This window comes from Caballeronia jiangsuensis (assembly GCF_046030135.1).
GTDB lineage: Bacteria > Pseudomonadota > Gammaproteobacteria > Burkholderiales > Burkholderiaceae > Caballeronia > Caballeronia jiangsuensis.
In genome coordinates this window covers 102,797-126,753 of sequence record NZ_JAQQDB010000009.1, presented here as the reverse complement: position 1 = coordinate 126,753, position 23,957 = coordinate 102,797, and the positions used below count along the sequence as shown (strand labels likewise).

The window sequence follows — 23,957 nt, the reverse complement described above, 5'->3', positions numbered from 1 at the left end:
ATCGTGTCGGTTGGCCTGTCGTGCGTGGTGTATCTTGGCTGCGAACCCCGTCGCGCATGATGGCGGTCCACGCGGTTTGGAGCGAAATTTGCTCCCGCACGTCCTTGGGCCTCGCGATGCCGGCGAACTCGCGCGTCGCCCCCGATAACAAGCAGCAAAGAGACGATGAGGAGGTTTCATGCACCCGAGCCATCCCTGCGGCGCGAATTCGCCCGCATCGATGTTGCAAGACGCGCGCCCGATGCGCGTGAGGCCCATCGCGTGGGCGAAAGGTGTCGCGCTGATGCTGTCGCTGGCGGCGGCGCAGTCCTTCGCGCAGACCGCCACGATGCCCGCCACGCCGGGCGCAGCGAGCGGCGCGGCCACGACGGGCGCGCCGGGCAAAGAAGTCTACGATTTGCTGATCGGCACCTACACGGGCGGCGGCAAGAGCGAAGGCATCTATGTCTATCGTTTCGACACGGCCAGTGGCGAACTGTCCCGCATCGCATCGGCGCAGACGGTGAATCCGTCGTATCTCGTCGTGAGCCGTGACCGGAATTACGTGTATGCAGTGAACGAATTGCCCGGCGACAACGGCCCCGCGACCCAGCGCGGCGGCGTGAGCGCCTTTCGCTTCGATCGCGCGACCGGCCAGTTGAGCTTCCTCAACCGCGTTTCATCGGACGGCAACGATCCGTGCTACCTCGCGCTCTCGCCTGACGGCAAGTATCTGCTGACCGCCAACTACTCCGTCGCATCCAATCCGGGCGGCAGCTTTGCGGTCTTTCCGCTGTCCTCCGATGGCCACGTCGGCAACTCGGTGCTGACCGTGCATCACGAAGGCGGCGGCCCGGTGAAGGGACGGCAGGACAATTCGCACGTCCATTCGACCGTGTTCTCGCCCGACGGCAAGTATCTCTTCGCGCAGGATCTCGGTGTCGACAAGGTCTTCGCGTACCGCTACACGCCCGATCCGTCGGCATCGGGACGCGGCCTCTTAGGTCCGACCGAAGCGCGCTACGCGTTGATCAAGCCGGGTTCCGGGCCGCGCCATCTGATCTTCGACGCAGGCGGCAGACACGCCTATCTGACGACCGAACTGAACGCGTCGGTGCTCGTGTTCGATTACCGCGACGGCAAGCTCACGCAGGTTCAGACCAATTCGATGATCGCGCCGGGTTTCAGAGGCAAGATCGGCGGCGGGGCGATTCATATGTCGCCGGACGGACGTTTCCTTTACGCGACCAATCGAGGCGACGCCAACGAGATCGTCCAGTTCTCGGTCGATCCGAAGAGCGGCCATTTGAAGTACGTCAAACGCTATCCGACGCTCGGCAAGACGCCGCGCGAATTCGCGATCGATCCGACCGGGCGCTGGCTCATCGTCGGTAATCAGGAGAGCGACAGCGCGTATTTCTTCCGCCGCGATCCGCAGACGGGCGAGCTCGCGTCGGACCCGAAGCAACTGTCGATCGGCTCGCCGGTCGATTTCAAGTTCGTATCGCCGTCGTGACGGTCTGATCGGAGCGACGAGAGCGGCCGACGAGCCGCGATTCACACAGCGACACGCTGTCCGATGACGATGAAACAGAAACTGCTCAAGGCGGTCATGATTTCGATGTTATGCGCGCCACTCGCGGCGCGCGCGGACGACAGCAAGGAATGCGATTTCAAGCGGGACTGGATGTCGTCGGCGTGCCAGCGCGTGATGCGCGTCGCGCACGACGGCACATGGGATCTCTACGTGACGGGTTACGGCTGGCATATCGACGGCTTCAACGATCGCAGCGAACTCAATCCGTGGTCGTACGGCGGCGGCGCGGGCAAGCACTGGATCGACGCGAACGGCAACGAGGACATTCTGTTCGCGTTCGCCTTTTCGGATTCGCATCACAACTTCGAACCGATCGGCGGTTACGCGCGCCAGTGGTACACGCAGCCGGTGCTCGGCGGATTGCAGGCGGGCGGCGGGTTCTTCGTCGGCGTCACGGCGCGCAGCGACATCGGCCATTACGTGCCGTTGCCGCTCGCGCTGCCGATCGGCTCGGTGCGCTACCGGCGCGCGTCCGTCATGGCGACGATCATCCCGCACATCCCCGGTCTGAACGACGGCGACGTCGCGTTCTTCTGGGGCCGCTACGAGTTCTAGTACGATGCGTTTCCGAGGCGCTTTTCTTTCGCATCGACTGAAAGGTGTACTGAGGAAATCGAAAGGCAACAGCAGGGAATGCAAGATTGAACACGACTCAACCATTCGACGCGCGCGAGCGTCCGCTCAAGCGCAATGAACCGGCGCCGCCGGGATTCATCAGCGCGTTCAGCTTCGCTGGCGGCGAGGCGCTGCGCCTGACCTGGGACGAAGCGCGCGATGCCGTCGTGGGCGATGGCCCGACGTGGCTGCATCTGTCGGCGAACGACGATGCCGTCGAGGGCTGGCTCGAAGGCGTCACGTCGATGCCGGATGTCGCGCGCGAGTTCCTGAACGGCGAGGACAAGCGTCCGCGCGTGCACATCGGCTCGAACTTCATGTACGGCGTCGTCGCGGACCTCGAACTCGTCGCGAAGACGCCGGATGCCGCCGCGCCGGGCGTGCGCGAGGCGAACCGCGCGACCGGCGCGCTGCGCTTTTACGTGGACAGGCATCGCATGATCACGGTGCGCGCGCGGCCGCTGCAATCGACCGACCGCTTGCGCCACGCCGTCCTCGAAGGCGCGATGTTTCGCGATTCCGTCGATCTCTTCGCCGGGCTCATTCGCGCGCTGAACGATACCTTCGCGGACCGTATCGATGAAATCGGCGACTGTCTCGACGATGTCGAGGAAAGCGTGCTCGAAGGAGGCCATTCGAAATGCCGCGCGATGCTGGGCGGCGCGCGGAGGCGCATCGTGGAAGTGAAGCGGTTCATCGATCCGGAGCGCAACGCGCTGACGCAACTCGTGTTGCGTCGCCTGGAATGGGCCGAACCGCGATCGATGGAAGCGCTCGTGCAGGCGATTCAGGTGCTGAACGGTCTGGGCGGCGGTCTGGAAGGGCTCTACGAGCGCGCGAAGCTGCTGCAGGATGAAATCGCCGCGGCGCTTTCGGAAGACATCAACCGCAAGCTGCTCTGGCTCGCGATCATGTCCGCGTTGCTGCTGCCCGCCACGCTCGTGACGGGCATTTTCGGCATGAACGTGGCGGGTTTGCCGGGCACCAAGGATCCGGCGGCGTTCTGGATCGTGGTCGGCGTGATGACGGGCTGCGCCGCCATCACGATCTTTCTGCTGCGCCGCCTGCGGCTCTGGTAACGCTCACTCCGCCGGGCCGGGCGGGGCGAGCACTTCGCGATTGCCGTTGTTGCTCATCGACGAGACGAGGCCGGCCGCTTCCATCTGTTCGACGAGGCGCGCCGCCCGGTTATAGCCGATGCGCAACTGCCGTTGCACCGACGAAATCGACGCGCGCCGCGTGCGTACGACAAAAGCCACGGCTTCGTCGTAGAGCGGATCGGCTTCGGCGTCGGGTGTTTCGCCGAACAGGTCCTGTCCGCCGCCGCCATCGGACGTCGGGCCGGACAGAATGCCTTCCTCGTACTCCGGCTCGCCGAACTGCTTCAGATACTCGACCACGCGATGCACTTCGTCGTCCGCGACGAACGCGCCGTGCACGCGCTGCGGATAGCCCGTGCCGGGCGGCAGGAACAGCATGTCGCCCGCACCGAGCAACGATTCCGCGCCCATCTGGTCGAGAATCGTGCGTGAATCGATCTTCGATGACACCTGAAACGCCACGCGCGTCGGAATATTCGCCTTGATGAGGCCGGTGATCACGTCGACGGACGGCCGCTGCGTCGCGAGAATCAGATGGATGCCGGCCGCGCGCGCCTTCTGCGCGAGACGCGCGATCAACTGCTCGATTTGCTTGCCCGCGACCATCATCAGGTCCGCAAGTTCGTCGATGACCACGACGATGAGCGGCAGCGTGGACAGCGGCTCGGGCGCGTCGGGCGTGAGCGAGAACGGGTTCGTGAGCTTCTTGCCCGCGGCCTCGGTGTTGCGGATTTTCTGGTTGAAACCTTGCAGATTGCGCACGCCGACCGCCGACATCAGCCGGTAGCGCTTCTCCATTTCGCCGACGCACCAGTTGAGCGCGTTCGACGCGAGCTTCATGTCGGTGACGACCGGCGCGAGCAGATGCGGAATGCCTTCATACACGGAAAGCTCCAGCATCTTCGGATCGATCATGATGAGGCGCACGTCCTCGGGCTTCGCCTTGTAGAGCAGCGAGAGGATCATCGCGTTGATCGCGACCGACTTGCCCGAGCCCGTCGTGCCCGCGACCAGCATGTGCGGCGCGCGGGCGAGATCCGTCACGACCGGATTGCCGACGATGTCCTTGCCCATCGCGATCGTCAGATTCGACTTCGACGTGCGATACACGTCGTCTTCGAGAATCTCCGAGAGGCGGATCATCTGGCGCTTCGCGTTCGGCAGTTCGAGGCCCATGCAGGTCTTGCCGGGGATCGTTTCGACGACGCGGATCGACGTGAGGCCGAGGCCGCGCGACAGATCCTTCATCAGCCCGACGATCTGGCTGCCGCGCACGCCGAGCGCCGGTTCGACTTCGAAGCGCGTGATGACCGGACCGGCCGACGCGCCGACCACCGTCACCGGCACCTTGAATTCCTGAAGGCGCTGCTCGATCAACTGGCCGGTTTCGCTCAGATGTTCCTCGGAGACGGGCTCGATCTCGTCGGACGCGGCTTCGAGCAAGTCGAGCGTCGGCAATTCCACCGCCGACGCGTGCGGCGCATGGAATTCGAACTCGGTCGGCGCGGAGCCGCGTACCGGCTGGCGCGGTTCGGGCGGCGTCGCGTTCGGCTGACTTGGAGCCTGCGTTACGGCGGGCGGCGCGGCCGCGATGCCCGGAAAGCGCACGACGTTCGACGGCGAAGCGAATTTGTCGCCCGCAACCTGGCGCTCGGCGATGGGCAGCGGTTCTTCCTCCGGCATATCGAGCACGTCGTCCTGCTCGTCGACGACGCGCAAGAGCGGCGGGGCAGGGGGCTCGCTGTCTGTATCGCGCGACGTGGGTTCATCTAGCCACGGCGGCGTCGGCGCGAGATCGCGGGCGTCCGGTTCGTGTTCTGGTTCCGGCGCTCGCGCGGCGGGCGGAGGCTCGGGCGTCTCGCTCGGCGGGTCGATGCGCGCGGGCTCTTGCGTCGCGTTTGCGTCGAACGCAGAGGCAGGGGTGGAAAGCGATGGCGCGATCGGGATTTCGGCGCTCGGCGGCTCCGGCAGACGCAAGTCGAAGAGCGGTGGCGGCTCGACGAGCGTGGGTGCGATCACGTGAGCGTCTATGAGCGGCGGCTCGACGCGCGCTTCGAATTCCTGTGTTTTTGCGGGAGGCGGCGTTACCGGCTCGATGCGCGATTCGGGTGCCGTCTCGACGACGTGTTCGTCGGCGGTCGTCTCGGCGTTCGGCTGAACATCGGGTTGGCCGCCACGCGCCATCGCCACATGACCGCGAGCGAGACTCGCGCCCGCGAGCGATGTCCAAAGCGCGGTCTTCTCCTCGATGGATCGCAACGTCGCCTGAATCGCTTCGGGTGCCGGCGGCGTGATCGGCCCGAGCGGCGCGGCCGGGCGCGAGAACGCCGGTGCGGCGAGCGGCGCCGGCGCGAACTCACGCGTCACTGTGCCCGCGGACGGACGCGCGGGCGGTGCGGCGCGTCGAATGCTCTGTGGCGTTTGCGGCAAAGGCGTTCTGCGCGCGGCGCTCACGCCGGTCGCGACGGACGTGGATGTGCTCGCTACACCCGACGACCGTTGCGCAGGCATCGACGTCACCGGACTGCGCGGGCGATCCATGCGAGGCGCGGGCGGCGGCGTGGACGCGCGCGGCTTGTCGACGGCGACGGAAGCGCGCAAGCCCGAACCCGAAGGCTCGAATGCCGACGCCCGACGCGGCGCAAACGCCGAGCCGGCCTCGCGATTCGCCGATGACGCCGACGGGTTCAGCCAGTCCGCAGGCACGACCGGCTCCGTTTGCGCGGCCGGAGGCGAGACGCCGGCGGCTTCGAAGGCGGGGCGCTTGGCGTAAGCCTCGGCGGTGGCGATTGCGCTCGCGGTGGCCGCCGAAGCGCGGCTGACGGCGCTCTTGCCGGTCGCAGGCGGGCGCCACGGCGTCGGACGTTGATAACGGCTGCTACGGGGGCCGGTCGGGAGGCCGAGCGTCGGCTCGTCGTGTGACGTGCGCGGCGGCGGCGCATCGAAACGCTCGGCGCGATGGGCACGTTCCTGCGAATCGCGCGCGGCCCTTTCGCGGGTGCGGCGTTCGAACCAGCTGCCTGCCTTGTCGCGACCCTTGTCGCGACCCTTTTCGCGGCCGGGCGAGGCCTGGCGCGGTTCGCTTTCGCGTTCGCGCGGCGTGAGCCAGGTTTGCGGCAGGCCGAAGCCGAATGCTTCGTCCGCCCACGCCAGCACCGAACGCCAGCTGAATTCGATCAGCCAGGGCAGGAATATCGCGAGCACGATTGCCGCGATCGCGGCTGCGCCGCCGAGATGCGCGGGTCCGCTCAACGCGGTGGCGAGCGCGCGTCCGCAGCGATTGATGTTCGCCTGCGTTTCGAGCGAGTTTGCGAGCGCGCCCTCGAGCGTGCTGCTCGCGAGCAGCACGCCGATAAATCCGAGCCAGAGACGGATCGTGCCCGGGCCGCGTACGCCTTCCCTGCCCGGCAGCGCCAGCTTGACGATGCGCCAGAAGAGCGGAAGGAACCAGACGACCGATGCACCGAACCAGCCGAGAACTACCATGTGCATGCTTGAGCTTGAATCAATGTTGGGTGAAACGAATCAGGTTGTGACCCGAAGACTGCGCCCGGCCGCGCGTGCCGGCCGGACTGTTCGATCGAGCAGTTTAACGGGAAACCGCGCGGGAACCGCGCGGGTGCCGCGCACGCGCGACGCGTGTGCCGCATGTACGCAACACATCACTTCGCGCGAGCCGAGAAGGCGAGCACCTGACCGTCGTCGAGCGTCAGTTTCAGCGCGGGCGGCGGATTCATCTGCACGCCGCTTTTCGCGATATGCGCGAGCGCGTCGAGATAGGGCCGCTCCAGCGCCGCGCCCGCACCCGAGACGCACGCCATGCGCGTGCCCGCGAGCGGGCCGAAAGTCAGCTTGCCGTCCTTCAGATCGTAGGTGCCGCTGTAGCGATTGCAGCCCGAAAAGCCGCTCGCCTGGCGATGACCGTTCGCGGTCGAGAAATCGAGCGTGAGCGGCCGCGCGCCGTTCTCGCCCGCGTGCGGCACCGCGCGCGGCTGGCCGCTCGCGTCGGTCCAGCTCGTGAGCTCCCATTGCGTGTCGTCGAGCAATTGCGTGGCGGCAGGATTATAAGGATCGGTGGGCGGCGCGCTTGTATCGGGGTGCTTCGGCATCGCGCAACCAGTGACGACGCTCGCCGCGACGACGAGCGCGCACGCGCGGGACGCAAGCGAAAGCGCCGCTTTGCGACGCGACAGGAAGTTTGACGATGAGTGCGCCGAACGAAGAGCGGACGCGCGAAGGAAATGCGTGGGCATCGATGATCCTGAAGCAGGCGAAACCGTAAGGGTATCGCACGCGTCCTGCGATTTGTCTAGCGTCCGCAAGCAACAAAATGTTTGCCGCGGCTGTCATCGATCGGAGATGCGCGGGGAATTCCGATCCACATTCACGTGTCAATACCGTTCATGACGACGCCGTCAATAGACCGAACGGCAGAGTGTTGCGGCGGGCGCTGCGTGTTAACATCGCGCCCAATTCCGCCGCTTTCGCTTTACTGGCCTCGTCACCCGATCGATTCCCGGAGCACTCATGCAGACCGATTCATTTCGTCCTGATGCCTTGCGCATCGGCACGCCGCTTTCCGCCAACGCCACGCGCGTGATGCTGCTCGGCGCGGGCGAGCTTGGCAAGGAAGTGATCATCGCGTTGCAGCGCCTGGGCGTCGAAGTCATCGCGGTCGACCGCTATGCGAACGCGCCGGGACATCAGGTTGCGCATCGCGCGCACGTCATCGACATGACCGACGCCGCCGCGCTGCGCGCGCTCGTCGAGAAGGAGCAGCCGCATCTGATCGTGCCGGAGATCGAGGCGATCGCGACCGATGCGCTCGCTGAAATCGAAGCGGCGCAACTCGCGACCGTCATCCCGACGGCGCGCGCCACGCAACTCACGATGAACCGCGAGGGCATCCGGCGTCTCGCCGCCGAGGAACTCGGCCTGCCGACATCGCCCTATGCGTTCGCGCAATCGCTCGACGAGATGAAGGCGGCGATCGCCACGATCGGTTTTCCATGTGTCGTGAAGCCGGTGATGTCGTCGTCGGGGAAAGGGCAATCGGTGCTCAAAAGCGACGCCGATGTCGAGCCGGCATGGAATTACGCGATGGCGGGCGGGCGCGTGAATCACGGCCGCGTGATCGTCGAGGGCTTCATCGACTTCGAGTACGAGATCACGCAGCTCACCGTGCGCGCGGCGGACCCCGAGAGCGGCGAAACGCAAACCTACTTCTGCGATCCGATCGGCCATGTGCAGGTCGCGGGCGATTACGTCGAATCGTGGCAGCCGCAGCCGATGAGCCCGGCCGCACTCGAAAAAGCGCGCGACGTCGCGGCCAAGGTGACGACCGCGCTCGGCGGGCGCGGGCTTTTCGGCGTCGAGCTTTTCGTGCGCGGCGACGACGTCTGGTTCTCCGAAGTGAGCCCGCGTCCGCACGATACCGGTCTCGTCACGCTCGCGACGCAGCGCTTCTCCGAGTTCGAATTGCATGCGCGCGCGATCCTCGGCTTGCCCGTGGATACCGCGCTGCGCGCGCCCGGCGCGTCCGCCGTCATCTACGGCGGTCTGGATGAAACGGGCATCGTGTTCGAAGGCGTGGCGCAAGCGCTCGCGGTGCCGGGCGCGGACTTGCGGCTTTTCGGCAAGCCGGAGAGCTTCGTGAAGCGCCGCATGGGTGTCGCAGTGGCGACGGGCGCCGACACCGACGAAGCGCGCGAGCGCGCGAAACTCGCGGCGTCGAAGGTGCGGCCGGTTTCGGCACAATGACCGGCGCGCGGACGTCGGCGGGAGCATGAACGTGAAATGGAAAGCGCTGGCCGCGCTCGTCGCGGTTTCCCTGGGACTCTCGGGCTGCGGACTTGCAGCGGCGCCGTGCCGCATCGCCTCGGCGGGGCTGAAGATCGTGCCGGTCGTCGGGCATGTCGCGGCCGCGCCGACCGACGCATGCGCCGAAGTGATCGATCCGTGATCGCCGGCGCGCGCATCGACATCGAAACCATCGCGAATCGGATGATGAAGAAAATAATCGCACTCATGCTCGCGTCGCTCGTGGCACAGTCGGCGCTCGCCATGCCGCTCACCGTGCCGCAGATCCAGACCGCGTCGACGCAAACCACGCGCTACGACTGCAAGGACGGCAAGAGCGTGTCGGTCCAGTACACGAACACGCGCAATCGTCAAAGCTTCGCGGCGCTGACCGTCGACGGGCGCAAGCTGCTGTTCGTGAACGTGATCGCGGGATCGGGCGCGAAATACGTCGCCGATCAATACACGTGGTGGACCAAGGGCCCGCAGGCGAACCTGTACGATGAAATGGCCGCGAAGGATTCGCCGCCGCTGCTCGAAGATTGCGAAGCGCGCAAGAAGTAGGCGCGCGGCATGCCGGAATGCGGTCTGACCGTGCTTTCGCGCCGCGGGAGCGCACTCGCGTGCGGTGCTACAATGTGCGGCTTTCCGGCTGTGGAAATCGCAGCCGGTCCGAATTCCGGATTTTCGGCATCGCCGTTCGATGCCGGCTGAGCGGTACACGGGCCTCGAGCGAACCGCCGCTCAGAAAATCGGGGATGCCGCTTGCCTTCAAGGCGTCATCGAAGCCGTGTCCCATCTGAGCGCAGGCTCGATACCGGCCGCCCCGTGCAGCGCGCACCGTGTGCCTGTTTGATGCGCCGCGTGCGCCAACGAAACCCATCCGCGTAAGCAAGCGGTCGCGACGTTCGACCGAACGATTCGACCGATTTTTTACGCGCGCCGCATCGAGCGGCACTTTAGCGAAAGCCAATATAGTCACCATGTCCGATTCCGCCGCCACGAACACGTCCACCGCAGGGGCCGACGCGTCGACGTTCGACCAGTTCGGATTGTCCGCCGACATCCTGAAAGCGGTGAGCGAGTCCGGCTACACCACGCCCACGCCGATTCAGGCGCAAGCGATTCCGGTCGTCCTCGCGGGCCGCGACGTCATGGGCGCCGCGCAGACCGGCACCGGCAAGACCGCGAGCTTCTCGCTGCCGATCATCCAGCGCCTGTTGCCGTCGGCAAACACGAGCGCATCGCCCGCGCGCCATCCGGTGCGCGCGCTGATGCTCACGCCGACGCGCGAGCTCGCCGACCAGGTCGCCGCCAACGTCCAGACCTACTCGAAGCACACGCCGCTGCGCAGCACGGTGGTGTTCGGCGGCGTCGACATGAACCCGCAGTCCGACGCGCTGCGCCGCGGCGTCGAAATCCTGATCGCGACGCCCGGGCGCCTGCTGGATCACGTGCAGCAAAAGACGGTCAATCTCGGCCAGGTGCAGATGCTTGTGCTCGACGAAGCCGACCGCATGCTGGACATGGGCTTTCTGCCCGACCTGCAGCGCATCCTGAATCTGTTGCCGAAGGAGCGTCAGACGCTGCTGTTTTCGGCCACGTTCTCGCCTGAAATCAAGAAGCTCGCGTCGACGTATCTGCGCAATCCGCAGACGATCGAAGTCGCGCGCAGCAATTCGACCGCGACCAACGTGCGCCAGATCGTTTTCGAAGTGCACGAGAGCGACAAGTCCGGCGCGGTCGCGCAACTCATTCGCGAGCGCGAGCTGAAGCAGGTGATCGTGTTCTGCAACAGCAAGATCGGCGCGAGCCGGCTGGCGCGCGTGCTGGAGCGCGACGGCATCGTGGCGACCGCGATCCACGGCGACCGCACGCAGAGCGAGCGCATGCAGGCGCTCGACGCGTTCAAGCGCGGCGAAATCGAGGCGCTCGTCGCCACCGACGTCGCCGCGCGCGGTCTCGATATCGCCGAATTGCCGGCCGTCATCAACTTCGATCTGCCGTTCAACGCGGAAGATTACGTGCACCGTATCGGCCGAACCGGGCGCGCGGGCGCGTCGGGCGACGCGCTGTCGCTGTGCAGCGCGAACGAGCGCAAGCAGCTCGCCGATATCGAGAAGCTGATCAAGCGTCCGCTTGAAGTCGAGTCGCTCCAGGTGACGACGCGCGTGCGTCACGACGGATCGGCGCCGCGCCGCGATGAGCGCTTCGGCCGTCCGGAGCGCACGGAGCATCGGCATGCGTCGCGCGATGAATCCGGTTCGCGCCGCCGTCCGGCGGGCGCGCACGATCGGCCGCGCGGCCGTCAGCAGCCCGTCGACGAGTTTTTCCTGAAGCCGTATGAGCCGTCGCCGTCGGCGATGAAGCGTCACGAGGAAACGGTCGAACCCGAGCGCAAGAGCGCGCCGAAGCAGCCGCTCGCGGCATTGCTCGGCGGGCTGGGAATGCCGCGCAAGTCGTCGTGATTTCCTGAAGCCGAATGAAAAATGGCAGCCCGTACGGCTGCCTTTTTTACTTTCGGGCGATGGATCTAGCGTGCGAAGCGCTTCGCCCATTCCGCCGTCGCGGCGCTGTAGAACGCGTCGAGCGAACCGGCCGAAACGTGGATGCCCAGATGCCTTGCCGCCTCGACGAGCGCTTCGAGCGGCGCGTGCCGGTCGAGCGGTGCCGCGCCCGTCTGCTTGCTCAGTTTTTCGCCGGCATCGTTGTTGACGACGTCCACGTGCAGATAAGCCGGTGTGGGCACACCGAGGCACTGCTGCAGATAGATTTGCCGTGCGGTCGAATCGAGGAGATCGGCACCGCGCACGATATGCGTGATACTGGCGTCGGCATCATCGACGACGACCGCGAGTTGATAAGCCCACAGCCCGTCCGCACGCTTCAGCGCGAAATCGCCGACTTCCGTTGCGAGATTCTGCGTTTGCGGTCCTTGCCAGCGATCGACGAACGTAATGACCGCCGCATCGCCATCCGGCACACGCAGCCGCCATGCGCGCGCGGGCTTGCCGTGCAGGCCATCGCGGCATGTTCCCGGATAGGCGAGCGTCGCGTGGCGCGCATGCGCGTGGACCAGAGAATCCGCGATTTCGCGTCGCGTGCAGCCGCACGGATAGATGAAGCCCGCCGTCTGAAGGCGTTCGAACGCGGCCTGATACGCATCGCCGCGCGCGCTTTGCCAGACAGGAGCTTCGTCCGAATGCATGCCGAAATGCGCGAGCGTCGCGAGGATTTCATCGGCGGCGCCGGGCACCGTGCGCGGGGCATCGACATCCTCGATGCGCACGATCCAGCTTCCGCCGTGCGCGCGCGCATCAAGAAAACTCGCGAGCGCGCTGACAAGCGAACCCGCGTGCAGCGGACCGGTGGGCGAGGGCGCGAAGCGGCCGCGATAAGACATTGGGCGCTCAGGCCGCGCGGCTGACCTTTGCGTCGGGATGGCAAGCGGGGCACGTCTCGCCCGGCGTGTAGAACGGCGACGTCTGATCTTCGACCGACACCACCGCGCGGCAGCCGAAGCATTGCGCGGTCGCGGTGGGCTGCAGGCTCGGATCGAGCGCCGTGCGGTAATCGAACACGAAACATTCGCCGGTGTAATGCGCGCCGCCCACTTCCTCGAAGTACTTCAGAATGCCGCCTTCGAGCTGATAGACGTGCTCGATGCCAACTTCCTTCATGTGAATCGCGGCCTTTTCGCAGCGGATTCCGCCGGTGCAGAACGACACGATGGTCTTGTCCTGCAGATCCGCGCGATTCTGCTCGATCACCTCGGGAAACTCGCTGAATTTCGTGATGCGGTAGTCGAGCGCGTTGTCGAACGTGCCGACATCCACTTCGAACGCGTTGCGCGTGTCGAGCATCACGACCGGACGGCCTTCGTCGTCATGGCCGCGGTCGAGCCAGGCTTTCAGCGTGGGTGCATCGACGGACGGCGCGCGGCCGAGTTCCGGCCTGATCGCGGGCTTCTTCATCGTGATGATTTCGCGCTTGAGCTTCACCAGCATGCGGCGAAACGGCTGCTTCGCGGAAATACTTTCCTTGAACTGAAGATCGGCGAAACGGCCGCCGAAGAGCGCATCCGTGCGGATGTAGTCGATGAATTCGCGGACTTCGGCGATCGGCCCAGCGATGAAAAGGTTGATGCCCTCCGGCGCCAGCAGAATCGTGCCTTTCAGGCCGAGCGCGTTGCAGCGTTCGGTGACGAGCGGCCGCCACGCGAGGCCGTCCTCGATGGTGACGAATTTATAGGCGGAGAGGTTCAGAATGCTCATGATCGGATGACGCGCAAACGGCTGTAACGGGTAAAAAGTGCGCGGATGAATCGCGCGCAAAACACGTATTATCCCGCAAACGGCGTGTGGCCCTCCCGGATTCGATCCGCCGCGTCGCTTCGCCTTGCGCGTGCGCAATTTCGGGCGTGCGCGCGGGCCTTATCCGTTCGGCCAACGCGATCGCCGCGCCCGATTTCGCGTATGTCCCGCATGTACAATACCGCCATGTCAGATCCCCGTTTCGTTCATCTCCGCGTCCACTCCGAATTCTCGATCGCCGACGGCATCGTGCGGCTGGACGACGTCGTCAAGGCTGCCGCAAAAGACGGGCAAGGCGCGCTCGCGCTGACCGATCTCGGCAACGCGTTCGGTCTCGTGCGCTTCTACAAGGAAGCGCGCGACAATGGCGTCAAGCCCATCGCGGGCTGCGATGTCTGGATCACCAATCCCGCCGATCGCGACAAGCCCTCGCGCCTGCTTCTTCTCGTGCGCGACAAAGAGGGCTATCTCAATCTGTGCGAGCTGTTGAGCCGCGCGTGGCTCACGAACCAGTATCGCGGCCGCGCCGAGGTGATGGTCGAATGGCTCGAAGAAGGACTGGCCGCCGGACTGCTCGCGCTCTCGGGCGCGCAGACGGGCGACATCGGCATGGCGCTCGCGGCGGGCAATGCAGCCGCCGCGCAACGCAATGCCGAGCGCTGGGCGGCGCTCTTTCCGAACGCGTTCTATATCGAATTGCAACGCGCGGGTCAGCCGGGCGAGCAGGCTTACGTTCAGGAGGCGGTCAGGCTCGCCGCGAAGCTGAAGCTGCCCGTGGTCGCGACGCATCCGCTGCAGTTCATGACGCCCGACGACTACACCGCTCACGAAGCGCGCGTGTGCATTTCCGAAGGCGATATCCTCGCGAATCCGCGTCGTCAGAAACGCTTCACGAACGATCAGTTTTTCCGCACGCAGGACGAGATGTGCGCGCTCTTCGCGGACATTCCGTCGGCGCTTGCGAACACCGTCGAGATCGCGAAGCGCTGCAATCTGACGCTCGAACTCGGCAAGCCGAAGCTGCCGCTTTTCCCGACGCCCGATGGCATGTCGCTCGACGACTACCTCGTGCAGTTGTCGAAGGAAGGGCTCGAAGTCCGGCTGCAACAGCTTTATCCCGATGCCGCCGAACGTGAAGCGCAGCGCGAAACGTATTACGCGCGCCTCGACTTCGAGTGCGGCACGATCATCAAGATGGGCTTTCCGGGCTACTTCCTGATCGTCGCCGACTTCATCATGTGGGCGAAGAACAATGGCGTGCCGGTCGGTCCGGGCCGCGGTTCGGGCGCGGGTTCGCTGGTCGCGTACGCGCTCGGCATCACCGACCTCGATCCTTTGCGCTACAACCTGCTGTTCGAGCGCTTTCTGAATCCGGAACGTGTGTCGATGCCCGACTTCGACATCGACTTCTGTCAGGAAGGGCGCGACCGCGTCATCCAGTATGTGAAGGGCAAGTACGGCGCGGATGCCGTCTCGCAGATCGCCACCTTCGGCACGATGGCCGCGAAGGCCGCGGTGCGCGACATCGGCCGCGTGCTCGATCTCGGCTACATGTTCACGGACGGCATCGCGAAGCTGATTCCGTTCAAACCCGGCAAGCACGTGACCATCGCGGATGCGATGAAGGAAGAGCCGGCGCTGCAGGAACGCTTCGACAACGAAGACGAAGTGCATCAGTTGCTCGAACTCGCGCAGCGCGTGGAAGGGCTCACGCGTAACGTCGGCATGCACGCGGGGGGCGTGCTGATCGCGCCGGGCAAGCTCACGGATTTCTGCCCGCTCTATACGCAGGGCGAAGACGGCGGCGTCGTCAGCCAGTACGACAAGGACGACGTTGAAGCCGTCGGCCTCGTGAAGTTCGACTTTCTGGGCCTGACCACGCTCACCATTCTCGACTGGGCCGAGCGCTATATCCGCCGGCTCGATCCGTCGAAGAAGGACTGGAATCTCGCGCAGGTGCCGCTCGACGATCCGGCGTCGTTCTCGATCCTCAAGAAAGCGAACACCGTCGCCGTGTTCCAGCTCGAAAGCCGCGGCATGCAAGGCATGCTGAAGGACGCGCAGCCGGACCGCTTCGAGGACATCATCGCGCTCGTGGCGCTGTATCGTCCGGGCCCGATGGACCTGATCCCGAGCTTCTGCGCGCGCAAGCACGGACGCGAGATCGTCGAATATCCGGACCCGCGCGTCGAGCCTGTTCTGAAAGAGACCTACGGCATCATGGTCTATCAGGAGCAGGTGATGCAGATGGCGCAGATCATCGGCGGCTACTCGCTCGGCGGCGCGGACTTGCTGCGTCGCGCGATGGGCAAGAAGAAGCCCGAGGAGATGGCCAAGCATCGCGAGATTTTCGCGGAAGGCGCGGCAAAGAACGGCCTCACGCGCGAGAAGGCCGACGAAACCTTCGACCTGATGGAGAAGTTCGCCGGCTACGGCTTCAACAAGTCGCACGCGGCCGCCTATGCGTTGCTCGCGTATCACACGGCGTGGCTCAAGGCGCATCATCCGGCGGAATTCATGGCGGCCAACATGTCGCTCGCCATGGACGACACCGACAAGGTGAAAATCCTCTTCGAGGACTGCGCGACGAACGGCATGGCGGTGCTGCCGCCGGACATCAACCGCTCGGCGTATCGCTTCGAGCCGGTCGCGGAACCTGACGGCAAGCGCTCGAAAACCATTCGCTATGGCCTGGGCGCGGTAAAGGGCAGCGGGCAGAACGCGATCGAGGAAATCCTGCGCGCGCGCGAGGACGGTCCGTTCGTCGATCTGTTCGATTTCTGCGAGCGCATCGACCGTCGTGTCGTGAATCGTCGCACGGTGGAAGCGTTGATCCGCTCGGGCGCGTTCGACACGGTGCACGCGAATCGCGCGCAACTGCTCGCATCGGTGCCGCTCGCGATGGAAGCCGCCGATCAGGCCGCCGCCAACGCGATGCAAGCCGGTCTCTTCGACATGGGCGACGCGCCGCTCGCAAAACACGAGTACGTCGACGAAGCCGAGTGGTCGGACAAGAAGCGTTTGCAGGAAGAGAAGACCGCGCTCGGCTTCTATCTGTCGGGCCATCTCTTCGATGCGTACAAGGGCGAAGTGCGCCGTTTCGTACGCCAGAAAATCGGCGAGCTGAAAGAAGGGCGCGACAAGCTGGTCGCGGGCGTCATTTCGGCCATGCGCACGCAGATGACGCAGCGGGGCAAGATGCTGATCGTCAATCTCGACGATGGCAGCGGGCAGTGCGAAGTCACCGTCTTCAACGAGCAATTCGAGGCGAACAAGGCGCTCTTCAAGGAAGACGAGTTGCTCGTCGTGCAGGGTCAGGCGCGCAACGACGCGTTCACGGGGGGCATCCGCTTCACCGTAGATACGGCGATGGACCTTGAGCGCGCGCGCAGCCGCTATGCGCAGTCCGTGAAGGTCGAGATGAACGGCAACGCCGATGCGTTGCGCTTGCGCCGCGTGCTCGAAGCGCATGCGGCGGGCGCAGAAGCGCCGGCGCCCGTTGCCGCGCCGTCCGCTCGCGATAACGGCCGTTCGCGTCAAAGCGCGCCGATTCCGAACGGCCTGAACGTGAGCATCGTCTATCGCAGCGAGCATGCCGAAGGCGAAGTGCGCCTCGGCGACGCGTGGCGCGTCAAGCCAACCGACGAACTCATCACGGCGCTGCGCGGTGAATTCGCGGGCAGCGCGATCGAAATCGTCTACTGATGGGCAACGGCGTGCCTCGGCATGCCGGCGGCGGCGTCAGCGCGTGTCGTTGAGACGGGCGAGCTTCAGGAAGCGGTAATAGACGGTTTGAGCGTTGAACACCGCGATCATGAAGCCTGTCCGGCCGTCTAGAAACCCGCGACGCAGAAAGTAGGTGCGCACGAACGCCCATAGTCCGCGCGTCACGGCAATCCCCAGACTGCCGCGCTTGCCAGCCGAATGACGTTGCAGCGCGCCTGCGCTGGAATACGCATCGAGCTTGCGCAGAACGGTCTCGAAGTCTTCGTACGAGTAGTGAAGCAGCTTGCCTTCGAGTCGCGCAACGGGCGTCGCCGGGTCGAAGACCAGCCGCTCGTGCACGAGGTCATCCGAGAAGCGCGCCGCGCCGCGTCGAAAAAGCCTCGCCAGACGGTCGGGATACCAGCCGCTATGTCTGACCCATTCGCCGCAGAAGCTCGAAAGCCGGTCGACCGTGCAGACATCGGCGCGCGGCGTATCGATGGCCGTTCGAATGGCCGCCGCGAGCTCCGGCGTGACGATTTCGTCCGCGTCGATGGACAGAATCCAGTCGGTGGAAAGCGCGTCGAGCGCGCGATTTTTCTGCGGCCCGAAGCCGGGCCAGTCGCGCTCGATCCGTACGCGCGCGCCATGCGCCTGCGCGATCTCGGCCGTACCGTCGGTGCTGCCGCCGTCGATCACGACGATATCGTCCGCGAATGCGACCGATTGCAGGCACTGCGCGAGCCGCGCAGACGCGTTGTAGGTGATGAGAGCGATGCCGAGTGTGGGTCGGTTCATTTTGCTGGGCGGTATGCCTGACGCGGGCGGCAGCGAGACGAGTTTCGCCGCGGCGACCCGCCGATTGGCCCCGTGATAGCCGGTTTCAGGAGAACGGGGACTGTATAATGTCACACATCAGTCTTGTCGCAAGAGCCCGGACGGGAAATGCGCGAGACGGTCATAGCGCTTGCTATCGCATATATCTCGTGGCGCCACGTTCCGGATTCACTTTCCGAGAGCAACTCTCACAACGGTCGCAACGGGCTTTCCCGCAATTTTCTGAATGAAGCGAATCTTAGTAGTCAAGGTCACTTCGATGGGCGACGTGATCCAGGCACAGGCTGTCGTCGCGGACCTGCATCGCGCGTTTCCGGGCGTGCAGATCGATTGGGCCGTCGATGAGGCATTCGCGGACATATTGCGCTGGAATCCCGGGATTTCGCGTGTGCTGTATGCGCCGTTGCGGCGCTTCAAGAAAACCCGCAGCGCGAAAGATTTTGCGGCGATCTGGGCGTCGATCAAGGAACTGCGCCGCGAACGCTACGATGCGGTCTTCGATCTTCACGGCGTCTACAAGAGCGCCATCATCTCGTTTCTCGCGCGCGCGAAACGCCGCTTCGGTTACGACAACGTCAATCTCGGCGAACGCGGCGCCGCATTCGCCTATTCCGACCGCTTTGCGCCGCGCCACGACAGGAACGCGTGGGACGGCATGCGCCGCGCGCTGAGCGAAGCGCTCGATTATCCGATCGAACCCGTTCCGTCGATCGTTCTCACCGTGCCTCAACCCGCCGTGCCGCCCGAGACGGTCAGGCACGCGCCGTACGCGCTGCTGTTTCATGCGACGTCGAAGGAAGAGAAGAAGTGGCCCGTCGCGAACTGGATCGCGGTGGGACAGTCGCTCGTCGAACGTGGCGTGACGCCTTTGCTGCCGTGGGGCACCGATGCCGAGCGCGACAACGCCGAAGCCATCGCGCGAGGCGTGCCCGGCGCGCATGTGCTGCCGAAGATGTCGGTCGTCGAGCTCGCGCAGTGTATCCAGTTGAGCGCGCTCGTCGTTGGAACCGATACCGGCCTCGTGCATCTCGCGAGCGCGCTGCGCCGGCCGACCGTGATGATTTTCAGCGCGACGTCGCGTCCGCATTTCGGCATCGACATTCCGGACTTGTGCATTTCGATCGGCGACGATGGCAGGCCGCCCTCCGTCGCCGAAGCACTCGGCGCCATCGAGCATGTACGGAAACCGGCTTGAAAATTCTTCTGACTAACTTCCACCGCGACCGGGGCGGCGGTCACGATACCTATATCCTCGCGATCGCGCAGGCGTTGTCGCTGCAGCATCGGATCTTTGTTGCGGCGCCGGCCACGAGCCGTCTCTTCATGCAGGCGGGCGCATTGCCCTGCGTCACGACCATCGTGATCGACTTTTCCGCGAAGTTCAAGGATCTCGCGAAGCTGCCCGGAGAATATCGCGCGCTGCCGGGTCTGCTCGAACGCGAGCGCTTCGACGTCATTCACGTGAATGGATCGCCGGATCATTGGCTGGTGAAACTCGTCATGCTCGCGTGGAAGGGGGCGCGTCCGCGAATCGTCCTGACAAATCACGATTCGATTCGAATCAAGACTGCGAGGGCGACGCGCGCCACCTACGACGTCATCGCCGTCTCGGACTCGACCGCGCAACTGATGCGCGAGTCGGTGTACGGGCGTTGTCCCGTCACGGTCATCAAGAACGGCATCGATACGGTCGGCCGCTATGCGCCGCGCGATCCGCAGGCGGCGGCGCAACAGCGCGGCGCATTTCTCGGGCCGCGCGCAGGCGACCGGCTCGTGATCGGCACCGTGACCGGCTTCGACTGGTACAAAGGCACCATGGGCATGATCGAGGCAGTGGCGGCGCTGCCCGAATCGCTGCGCGATGAGGTGGTGGTGGTCGTGGCGGGCGTCGAGCCGAACGCCGAGCAGCGTCAGCAGATCGAGGCGCTCGGCATGAGCGGGCGCGTGCATGTCGCGGGATTCGTCGAGGATGTGCCGAGTGTGATCGCGTCGTTCGACATCGGTTTCGTGCTGTCCTATGCGATCGAAACCGTATCCTTCGCGTGCCGGGAAATGATGGCGATGGGCAAGCCCGTGATCGTGTCGCGCTACGCCGGCTTGCCGGAAAATATCGACGACGGCGTGGATGGCTGGATCGTGGAACCGCGCGACACCGCGGGCCTTTCTTCGCTGCTGCAGACGATCATCGCCGGGCGCGATCGATTGCCGGCCATCGGAGCACGAGCGCGCGAGCGAGCCGTCCACGAGTTTTCGGACGAGCGCTTCATCGCGGACACTGAAGAAGTCTATCGGCAGGGCGGCGCGGCGCGCGGCGCCTGACGGCGTACGCGTACACTGCATCCCAATATTGCTTTTCTGCGCGGAGTCAGGTATTTCGCGAACGGCCTGAGCGGCAGCGACTGAACAACGGCGCGCATCGAGGCGCAACGAAAACGCTCGGACGAGCGCGCACGGCATCTTTACGACACTATGGAAATCACACGGATCTGGAATACGAGCTTGTCGGGTCCTGACTCTTACCAGTTGATCGCGGCGAAATGGTTCGCGGTCGTCACGCTCTGGCTCGTGCCAATCTCGACGGCGGGCGTCAATCTGGGCTCGGCGGCGTGCGCCGTGTTCGCGCTGACGTCGCCGGAAGTATGGCGGCGGGCGGGCGGGCTGTGGAAGCGCTCGCGTGCGGCGGTTATCGCGCTTGCGCTCTTCGTCGCGCTGGCGTTGAGCGTCGCGTACACGGCCGCCCCGACGAGCGAGGCAATCGACTTCCTGATGAAGTATCGGAAGCTGCTGTTCATTCCGCTGCTGATTCTGGTCTTCGCCGACAGCGAGCGCACGAAATGGTCGGCCCTGGCGACGTGGGGTCTGTTCGCCGCGCTCGTCCTCTCGATGGTGCTGACTTACACCAATTTTCTTGGCTGGACCGCGGTCGGGCCGCGACACGGCACGGACCCCGTCTCGAAACCGTGGGTGTTCAAGGACCACATTTCCGGCGGCCTGATGATGGCGTTTCTCGTGTGTCAGTCATGGTCGCTGGCCGGCACGACGCGCAACCGGACTGCGAGGATCCTGCTAGCGCTGGTCTCGCTGCTTGCGATGGGCAATGTCCTCTTCGTCCTGCAAGGCCGCACGGGCCAGGTCGTCGCGATCTTCTACATGGCGATCTTCCTCGTCATGCAGGCCGTTCAGTTCCGCAAACACGACAAGGTCTCGCGCTGGATCGCCGGCCTGGGTGCGATCATGATCGCGCTGTGCATCGCGGCGTTCGTGCTGTACGCGAAAGACTCGCGCCTCGCCGGCACCGCGCAGGAAATCACCCAGTTCGAGACGCAGAACAAAGTCACGTCGATGGGCCTGCGATACGAGTACTATCGGCGCAGCATCGAGTTGATCGCGCACAGACCCTTTTACGGATACGGCGCCGGCAGCGTGCGCACGGAGTTCGAGCGTCTCCAGAGCGCGAACGCAGGCGCGAATTTCGTCATGATCGGCAATCCTCACAACGAGTTCCTGCTGATGGGCGTTCAACTGGGCGTCGTCGGCGTGGCGCTGCTCGTCGCGCTGTTCATCACGCTCGCGCTAGAATGCAGCCAGCTTGCCGAGCCCGAGCGAGGCGTCGCAATCGGCTATCTGTTCGCGTTCGCGCTGGGATGTTGCGCGAATTCGCTGCTGCTCAATTTCACGGAAGGAAACTTGCTGGTCTTTCTCGTTGGAATACTGATTGCCGCGGCGCCCCGCCGCGAGAGCCAGCCCCGCGCGTCGAGCGCGGGCGCGGCTTCAAACTGACTATCTGTAGCCGCCGGGCGCCCGCGCGATGAGCGAGCGAGACTGCTCGACGCGCAGGGCAGCCGACGAGTGCGGCGAGTAGGAGATCACCTCTTGAATAAACAGGCAACCTTGCGCAAGACGATCGGCGGCACCGACGTCTCGTCGCCAATGGCCGTTTTGAAGCGGCTCTGGCCGTACATTCGTCCGCTGCTCGGCATGGCGTTGCTCGGCATCGCGACGATGGGCATCGTTGCCGCGAGCGAGGCCGGCATTCCGATGCTGCTCAAACCGCTGCTCGATCACGGCTTCGGCTCGAAAGGCAGCGATCACGCGCGCTGGCTCGTGCCGCTCGCCGTCGTGGGGCTCGCGCTCGTGCGCGGTGCGGCGCAGTACGCGTCCGGCTATTTCCTCTCCTACGTGACGAACAAGATCCTGCTGCAGCTGCGGCTCGAAATGTTCCACCGCATGATCCACACGAGCGCGGGCTTCTTTCAGCGCGAGACCGCGAGCACGGTCATCAACGCGATCGTCTTCGAGGTGAATCAGATACTGAACGTGCTGTCGAGCGTGGTTGTGACGCTCGTGCGCGATTCGCTCACGGTCGTGTTCCTGCTCGGCTATCTGTTCATTCTCAACTGGCGCCTCACGCTGATCGTCGCGGTGATCCTGCCCGCGATCGGCTGGCTCGTCAGCAAGATCAACCGCCGTCTGCGGCGTCTGAACCGCGAGCATCAGGCGCTGACGAACGAACTGTCGTACGTCGTCGAGGAGACGGTCGGCGGCTACAAGGTCGTGAAGGTGCATAACGGCGAGCGCTACGAGATCGACCGCTTTTCGGAGATGAGCCATCGCCTGCGCGGCTACTCGATGCGCATGCAGGTGTCCGGCGGGCTCGCGCAGCCGCTCACGCAGTTTCTCGCGTCGATCGCGCTGGCTATCGTGCTGACGATCGCGGTCGTGCAGTCGGCGCACGATCAGACGACCGTCGGCGGCTTCGTCGCGTTCGTCACGTCGATGCTGCTCGTGATTTCGCCGCTCAAGCATCTCATCGACATCAATCAGCCGATGCAGCGCGGCGTGACCGCGGCGGAACTGATCTTCGGCCTGATCGACGAACCGGCCGAGCCCGAGGGCGGCGGTCGCCGTCTTCCGCGCGCACGCGGCGAAGTCGAATTCCGCGACGTGACGTTCAGCTACGGCTCGATCGACCGGCCGACGCTCGATCGCGTGTCGTTCAAGGTTGCACCGGGCGAGATGGTCGCGCTTGCGGGCCCGTCGGGCAGCGGCAAGACGACGCTCGTGAATCTGCTGCCGCGCTTCTTCGATCCGCGTGCCGGTCAGGTGCTCGTCGATGGCGTGCCGGTCAACGAATACAGCCTGCACGATCTGCGCGGCCAGCTCGCGATGGTCAGCCAGGACGTCGTGCTGTTCAACGATACGATCGCGGCGAACGTGGCGTACGGTCAGACGCCGGATCGCGAGCGGGTGATGTCGGCGCTCGTTGCGGCAAATCTGTCGGATGTGGTGGCGTCGCTACCGGACGGCATCGATACGCTTATCGGCGGCAATGGCATGCGGCTGTCGGGTGGGCAGCGTCAGCGTCTCGCGATCGCGCGCGCGATTTATAAAGACGCACCGATCCTGATTCTCGACGAAGCGACCTCGGCGCTGGATTCGGAATCGGAGCGACATGTGCAGTCGGCGCTCGAAACGCTGATGAAGGGACGCACGACGCTTGTCATCGCGCATCGGTTGTCGACGATCGAGCGCGCGGACCGCATCCTCGTGATGGAGGCGGGCAAGATCGCGGAGCAGGGCAGTCATGCCGAGTTGCTGCGCAAGGATGGGTTGTATGCCCACTTGCATCGGATTCAGTATCAGCAACAGGCGGCGTGACGCGGGGGCAGGACGAGGAATTTCTTTGCGTGAAGATATAGGAAATTCCTTGTTCACGCACATTGCGCCAAACGGGATCATGTCCTCTCTGAACCGAGGCGGACGATTCCGATGGCCTACCACAGATATCCCCGATTTATCGAGCAAATCGATCACGCAGCGTTCGACGCACTTGCCGATCCCGGACAAGCGACGCCGCATTCAGGAATCTACCGATGCGAAGCGTGTGGCAAGAGTATCGTGTCCACGCCTGGTCATCCATTGCCGCCGCAAAACCATCATCAGCATTCGACCAGGGAAGCCATTCGTTGGCGACTGATCGTGGCAACGCATTAACGAAAGACGCGGTTCGGA

18 protein-coding genes are annotated in these 23,957 nt (G+C 64.8%); 12 read left to right on the top strand and 6 right to left on the bottom strand.

The window, feature by feature from the left end:
* The first annotated feature begins 178 nt into the window (after window positions 1–178).
* From PQR08_RS11950 to PQR08_RS11940, 3 genes are all read left to right on the top strand, one after another.
* Complete coding sequence (locus PQR08_RS11950) at window positions 179–1,495, top strand: lactonase family protein (RefSeq protein WP_408161310.1); 1,317 nt, start codon at window positions 179–181, stop codon at window positions 1,493–1,495.
* Window positions 1,496–1,564: 69 nt separating this feature from the next.
* On the top strand, window positions 1,565–2,131 hold the full coding sequence (locus PQR08_RS11945) for an antimicrobial peptide resistance and lipid A acylation PagP (RefSeq protein ID WP_250483348.1): 567 nt from the start codon (window positions 1,565–1,567) through the stop codon (window positions 2,129–2,131).
* Between the two features lie 86 nt (window positions 2,132–2,217).
* On the top strand, window positions 2,218–3,270 hold the full coding sequence (locus PQR08_RS11940; protein WP_187609462.1) for a transporter: 1,053 nt from the start codon (window positions 2,218–2,220) through the stop codon (window positions 3,268–3,270).
* A gap of 3 nt (window positions 3,271–3,273) precedes the next feature.
* On the opposite strand, the gene PQR08_RS11935 is transcribed toward PQR08_RS11940, so the two are convergent.
* A complete protein-coding gene (locus PQR08_RS11935) occupies window positions 3,274–6,783 on the bottom strand; it encodes a DNA translocase FtsK (protein WP_408161309.1) in 3,510 nt (1,169 codons plus the stop codon).
* Between the two features lie 170 nt (window positions 6,784–6,953).
* Window positions 6,954–7,544 carry an META domain-containing protein gene (locus PQR08_RS11930; RefSeq protein WP_250483350.1) on the bottom strand — a complete coding sequence of 197 codons (591 nt, stop codon included), beginning with the start codon at window positions 7,542–7,544 and terminating at the stop codon, window positions 6,954–6,956.
* A gap of 274 nt (window positions 7,545–7,818) precedes the next feature.
* Here PQR08_RS11930 and purT point away from each other — a divergent pair, with 274 nt between their 5' ends.
* From purT to PQR08_RS11915, 3 genes are read left to right on the top strand one after another with little or no spacing between them, the layout of a single operon-like run.
* A complete protein-coding gene (purT, locus tag PQR08_RS11925; RefSeq protein WP_238288096.1) occupies window positions 7,819–9,051 on the top strand; it encodes a formate-dependent phosphoribosylglycinamide formyltransferase in 1,233 nt (410 codons plus the stop codon).
* 25 nt (window positions 9,052–9,076) lie between these two features.
* Window positions 9,077–9,253: a DUF6726 family protein gene (locus tag PQR08_RS11920; RefSeq protein ID WP_238288093.1), complete on the top strand. Its 177-nt coding sequence runs from the start codon at window positions 9,077–9,079 to the stop codon at window positions 9,251–9,253.
* 44 nt (window positions 9,254–9,297) lie between these two features.
* On the top strand, window positions 9,298–9,654 hold the full coding sequence (locus PQR08_RS11915) for an MliC family protein (RefSeq protein WP_250483407.1): 357 nt from the start codon (window positions 9,298–9,300) through the stop codon (window positions 9,652–9,654).
* Window positions 9,655–9,721: 67 nt separating this feature from the next.
* Here the strand turns inward: PQR08_RS11915 and PQR08_RS11910 are convergent, their stop codons facing one another.
* Window positions 9,722–10,156 carry a hypothetical protein gene (locus PQR08_RS11910; protein ID WP_250483409.1) on the bottom strand — a complete coding sequence of 145 codons (435 nt, stop codon included), beginning with the start codon at window positions 10,154–10,156 and terminating at the stop codon, window positions 9,722–9,724.
* On the opposite strand from PQR08_RS11910, the gene PQR08_RS11905 reads away from it, so the two are divergent.
* Entirely contained in the window at window positions 10,074–11,558 is a 1,485-nt protein-coding gene (locus tag PQR08_RS11905) for a DEAD/DEAH box helicase (RefSeq protein WP_238210217.1), read from the top strand. The genes PQR08_RS11910 and PQR08_RS11905 overlap by 83 nt on opposite strands.
* A 65-nt stretch (window positions 11,559–11,623) precedes the next feature.
* Here the strand turns inward: PQR08_RS11905 and gluQRS are convergent, their stop codons facing one another.
* A complete protein-coding gene (gene gluQRS, locus PQR08_RS11900; protein ID WP_250483351.1) occupies window positions 11,624–12,493 on the bottom strand; it encodes a tRNA glutamyl-Q(34) synthetase GluQRS in 870 nt (289 codons plus the stop codon).
* A gap of 7 nt (window positions 12,494–12,500) precedes the next feature.
* A complete protein-coding gene (locus PQR08_RS11895) occupies window positions 12,501–13,364 on the bottom strand; it encodes a sulfurtransferase (RefSeq protein WP_250483352.1) in 864 nt (287 codons plus the stop codon).
* A gap of 210 nt (window positions 13,365–13,574) precedes the next feature.
* Here PQR08_RS11895 and dnaE point away from each other — a divergent pair, with 210 nt between their 5' ends.
* On the top strand, window positions 13,575–17,108 hold the full coding sequence (dnaE, locus tag PQR08_RS11890; RefSeq protein ID WP_187609485.1) for a DNA polymerase III subunit alpha: 3,534 nt from the start codon (window positions 13,575–13,577) through the stop codon (window positions 17,106–17,108).
* A gap of 36 nt (window positions 17,109–17,144) precedes the next feature.
* Here dnaE and PQR08_RS11885 read toward each other — a convergent pair whose 3' ends face one another.
* Entirely contained in the window at window positions 17,145–17,906 is a 762-nt protein-coding gene (locus tag PQR08_RS11885; RefSeq protein WP_250483354.1) for a glycosyltransferase family 2 protein, read from the bottom strand.
* A 265-nt stretch (window positions 17,907–18,171) separates the two neighbouring features.
* Here PQR08_RS11885 and waaC point away from each other — a divergent pair, with 265 nt between their 5' ends.
* The 4 genes from waaC (at window position 18,172) to msbA (ending at window position 23,603) form a co-directional block, all read left to right on the top strand.
* Complete coding sequence (waaC, locus tag PQR08_RS11880; protein WP_250483355.1) at window positions 18,172–19,140, top strand: lipopolysaccharide heptosyltransferase I; 969 nt, start codon at window positions 18,172–18,174, stop codon at window positions 19,138–19,140.
* Window positions 19,137–20,264, top strand: a complete 1,128-nt coding sequence (locus PQR08_RS11875; RefSeq protein WP_250483356.1) for a glycosyltransferase family 4 protein — start codon at window positions 19,137–19,139, stop codon at window positions 20,262–20,264. Before waaC ends, PQR08_RS11875 begins: the two co-directional genes overlap by 4 nt.
* Before the next feature lie 150 nt (window positions 20,265–20,414).
* On the top strand, window positions 20,415–21,725 hold the full coding sequence (locus PQR08_RS11870) for an O-antigen ligase family protein (RefSeq protein ID WP_408161308.1): 1,311 nt from the start codon (window positions 20,415–20,417) through the stop codon (window positions 21,723–21,725).
* Between the two features lie 93 nt (window positions 21,726–21,818).
* Window positions 21,819–23,603 carry a lipid A export permease/ATP-binding protein MsbA gene (gene msbA / locus PQR08_RS11865; RefSeq protein WP_187609449.1) on the top strand — a complete coding sequence of 595 codons (1,785 nt, stop codon included), beginning with the start codon at window positions 21,819–21,821 and terminating at the stop codon, window positions 23,601–23,603.
* The last annotated feature ends 354 nt before the right edge of the window (window positions 23,604–23,957 follow it).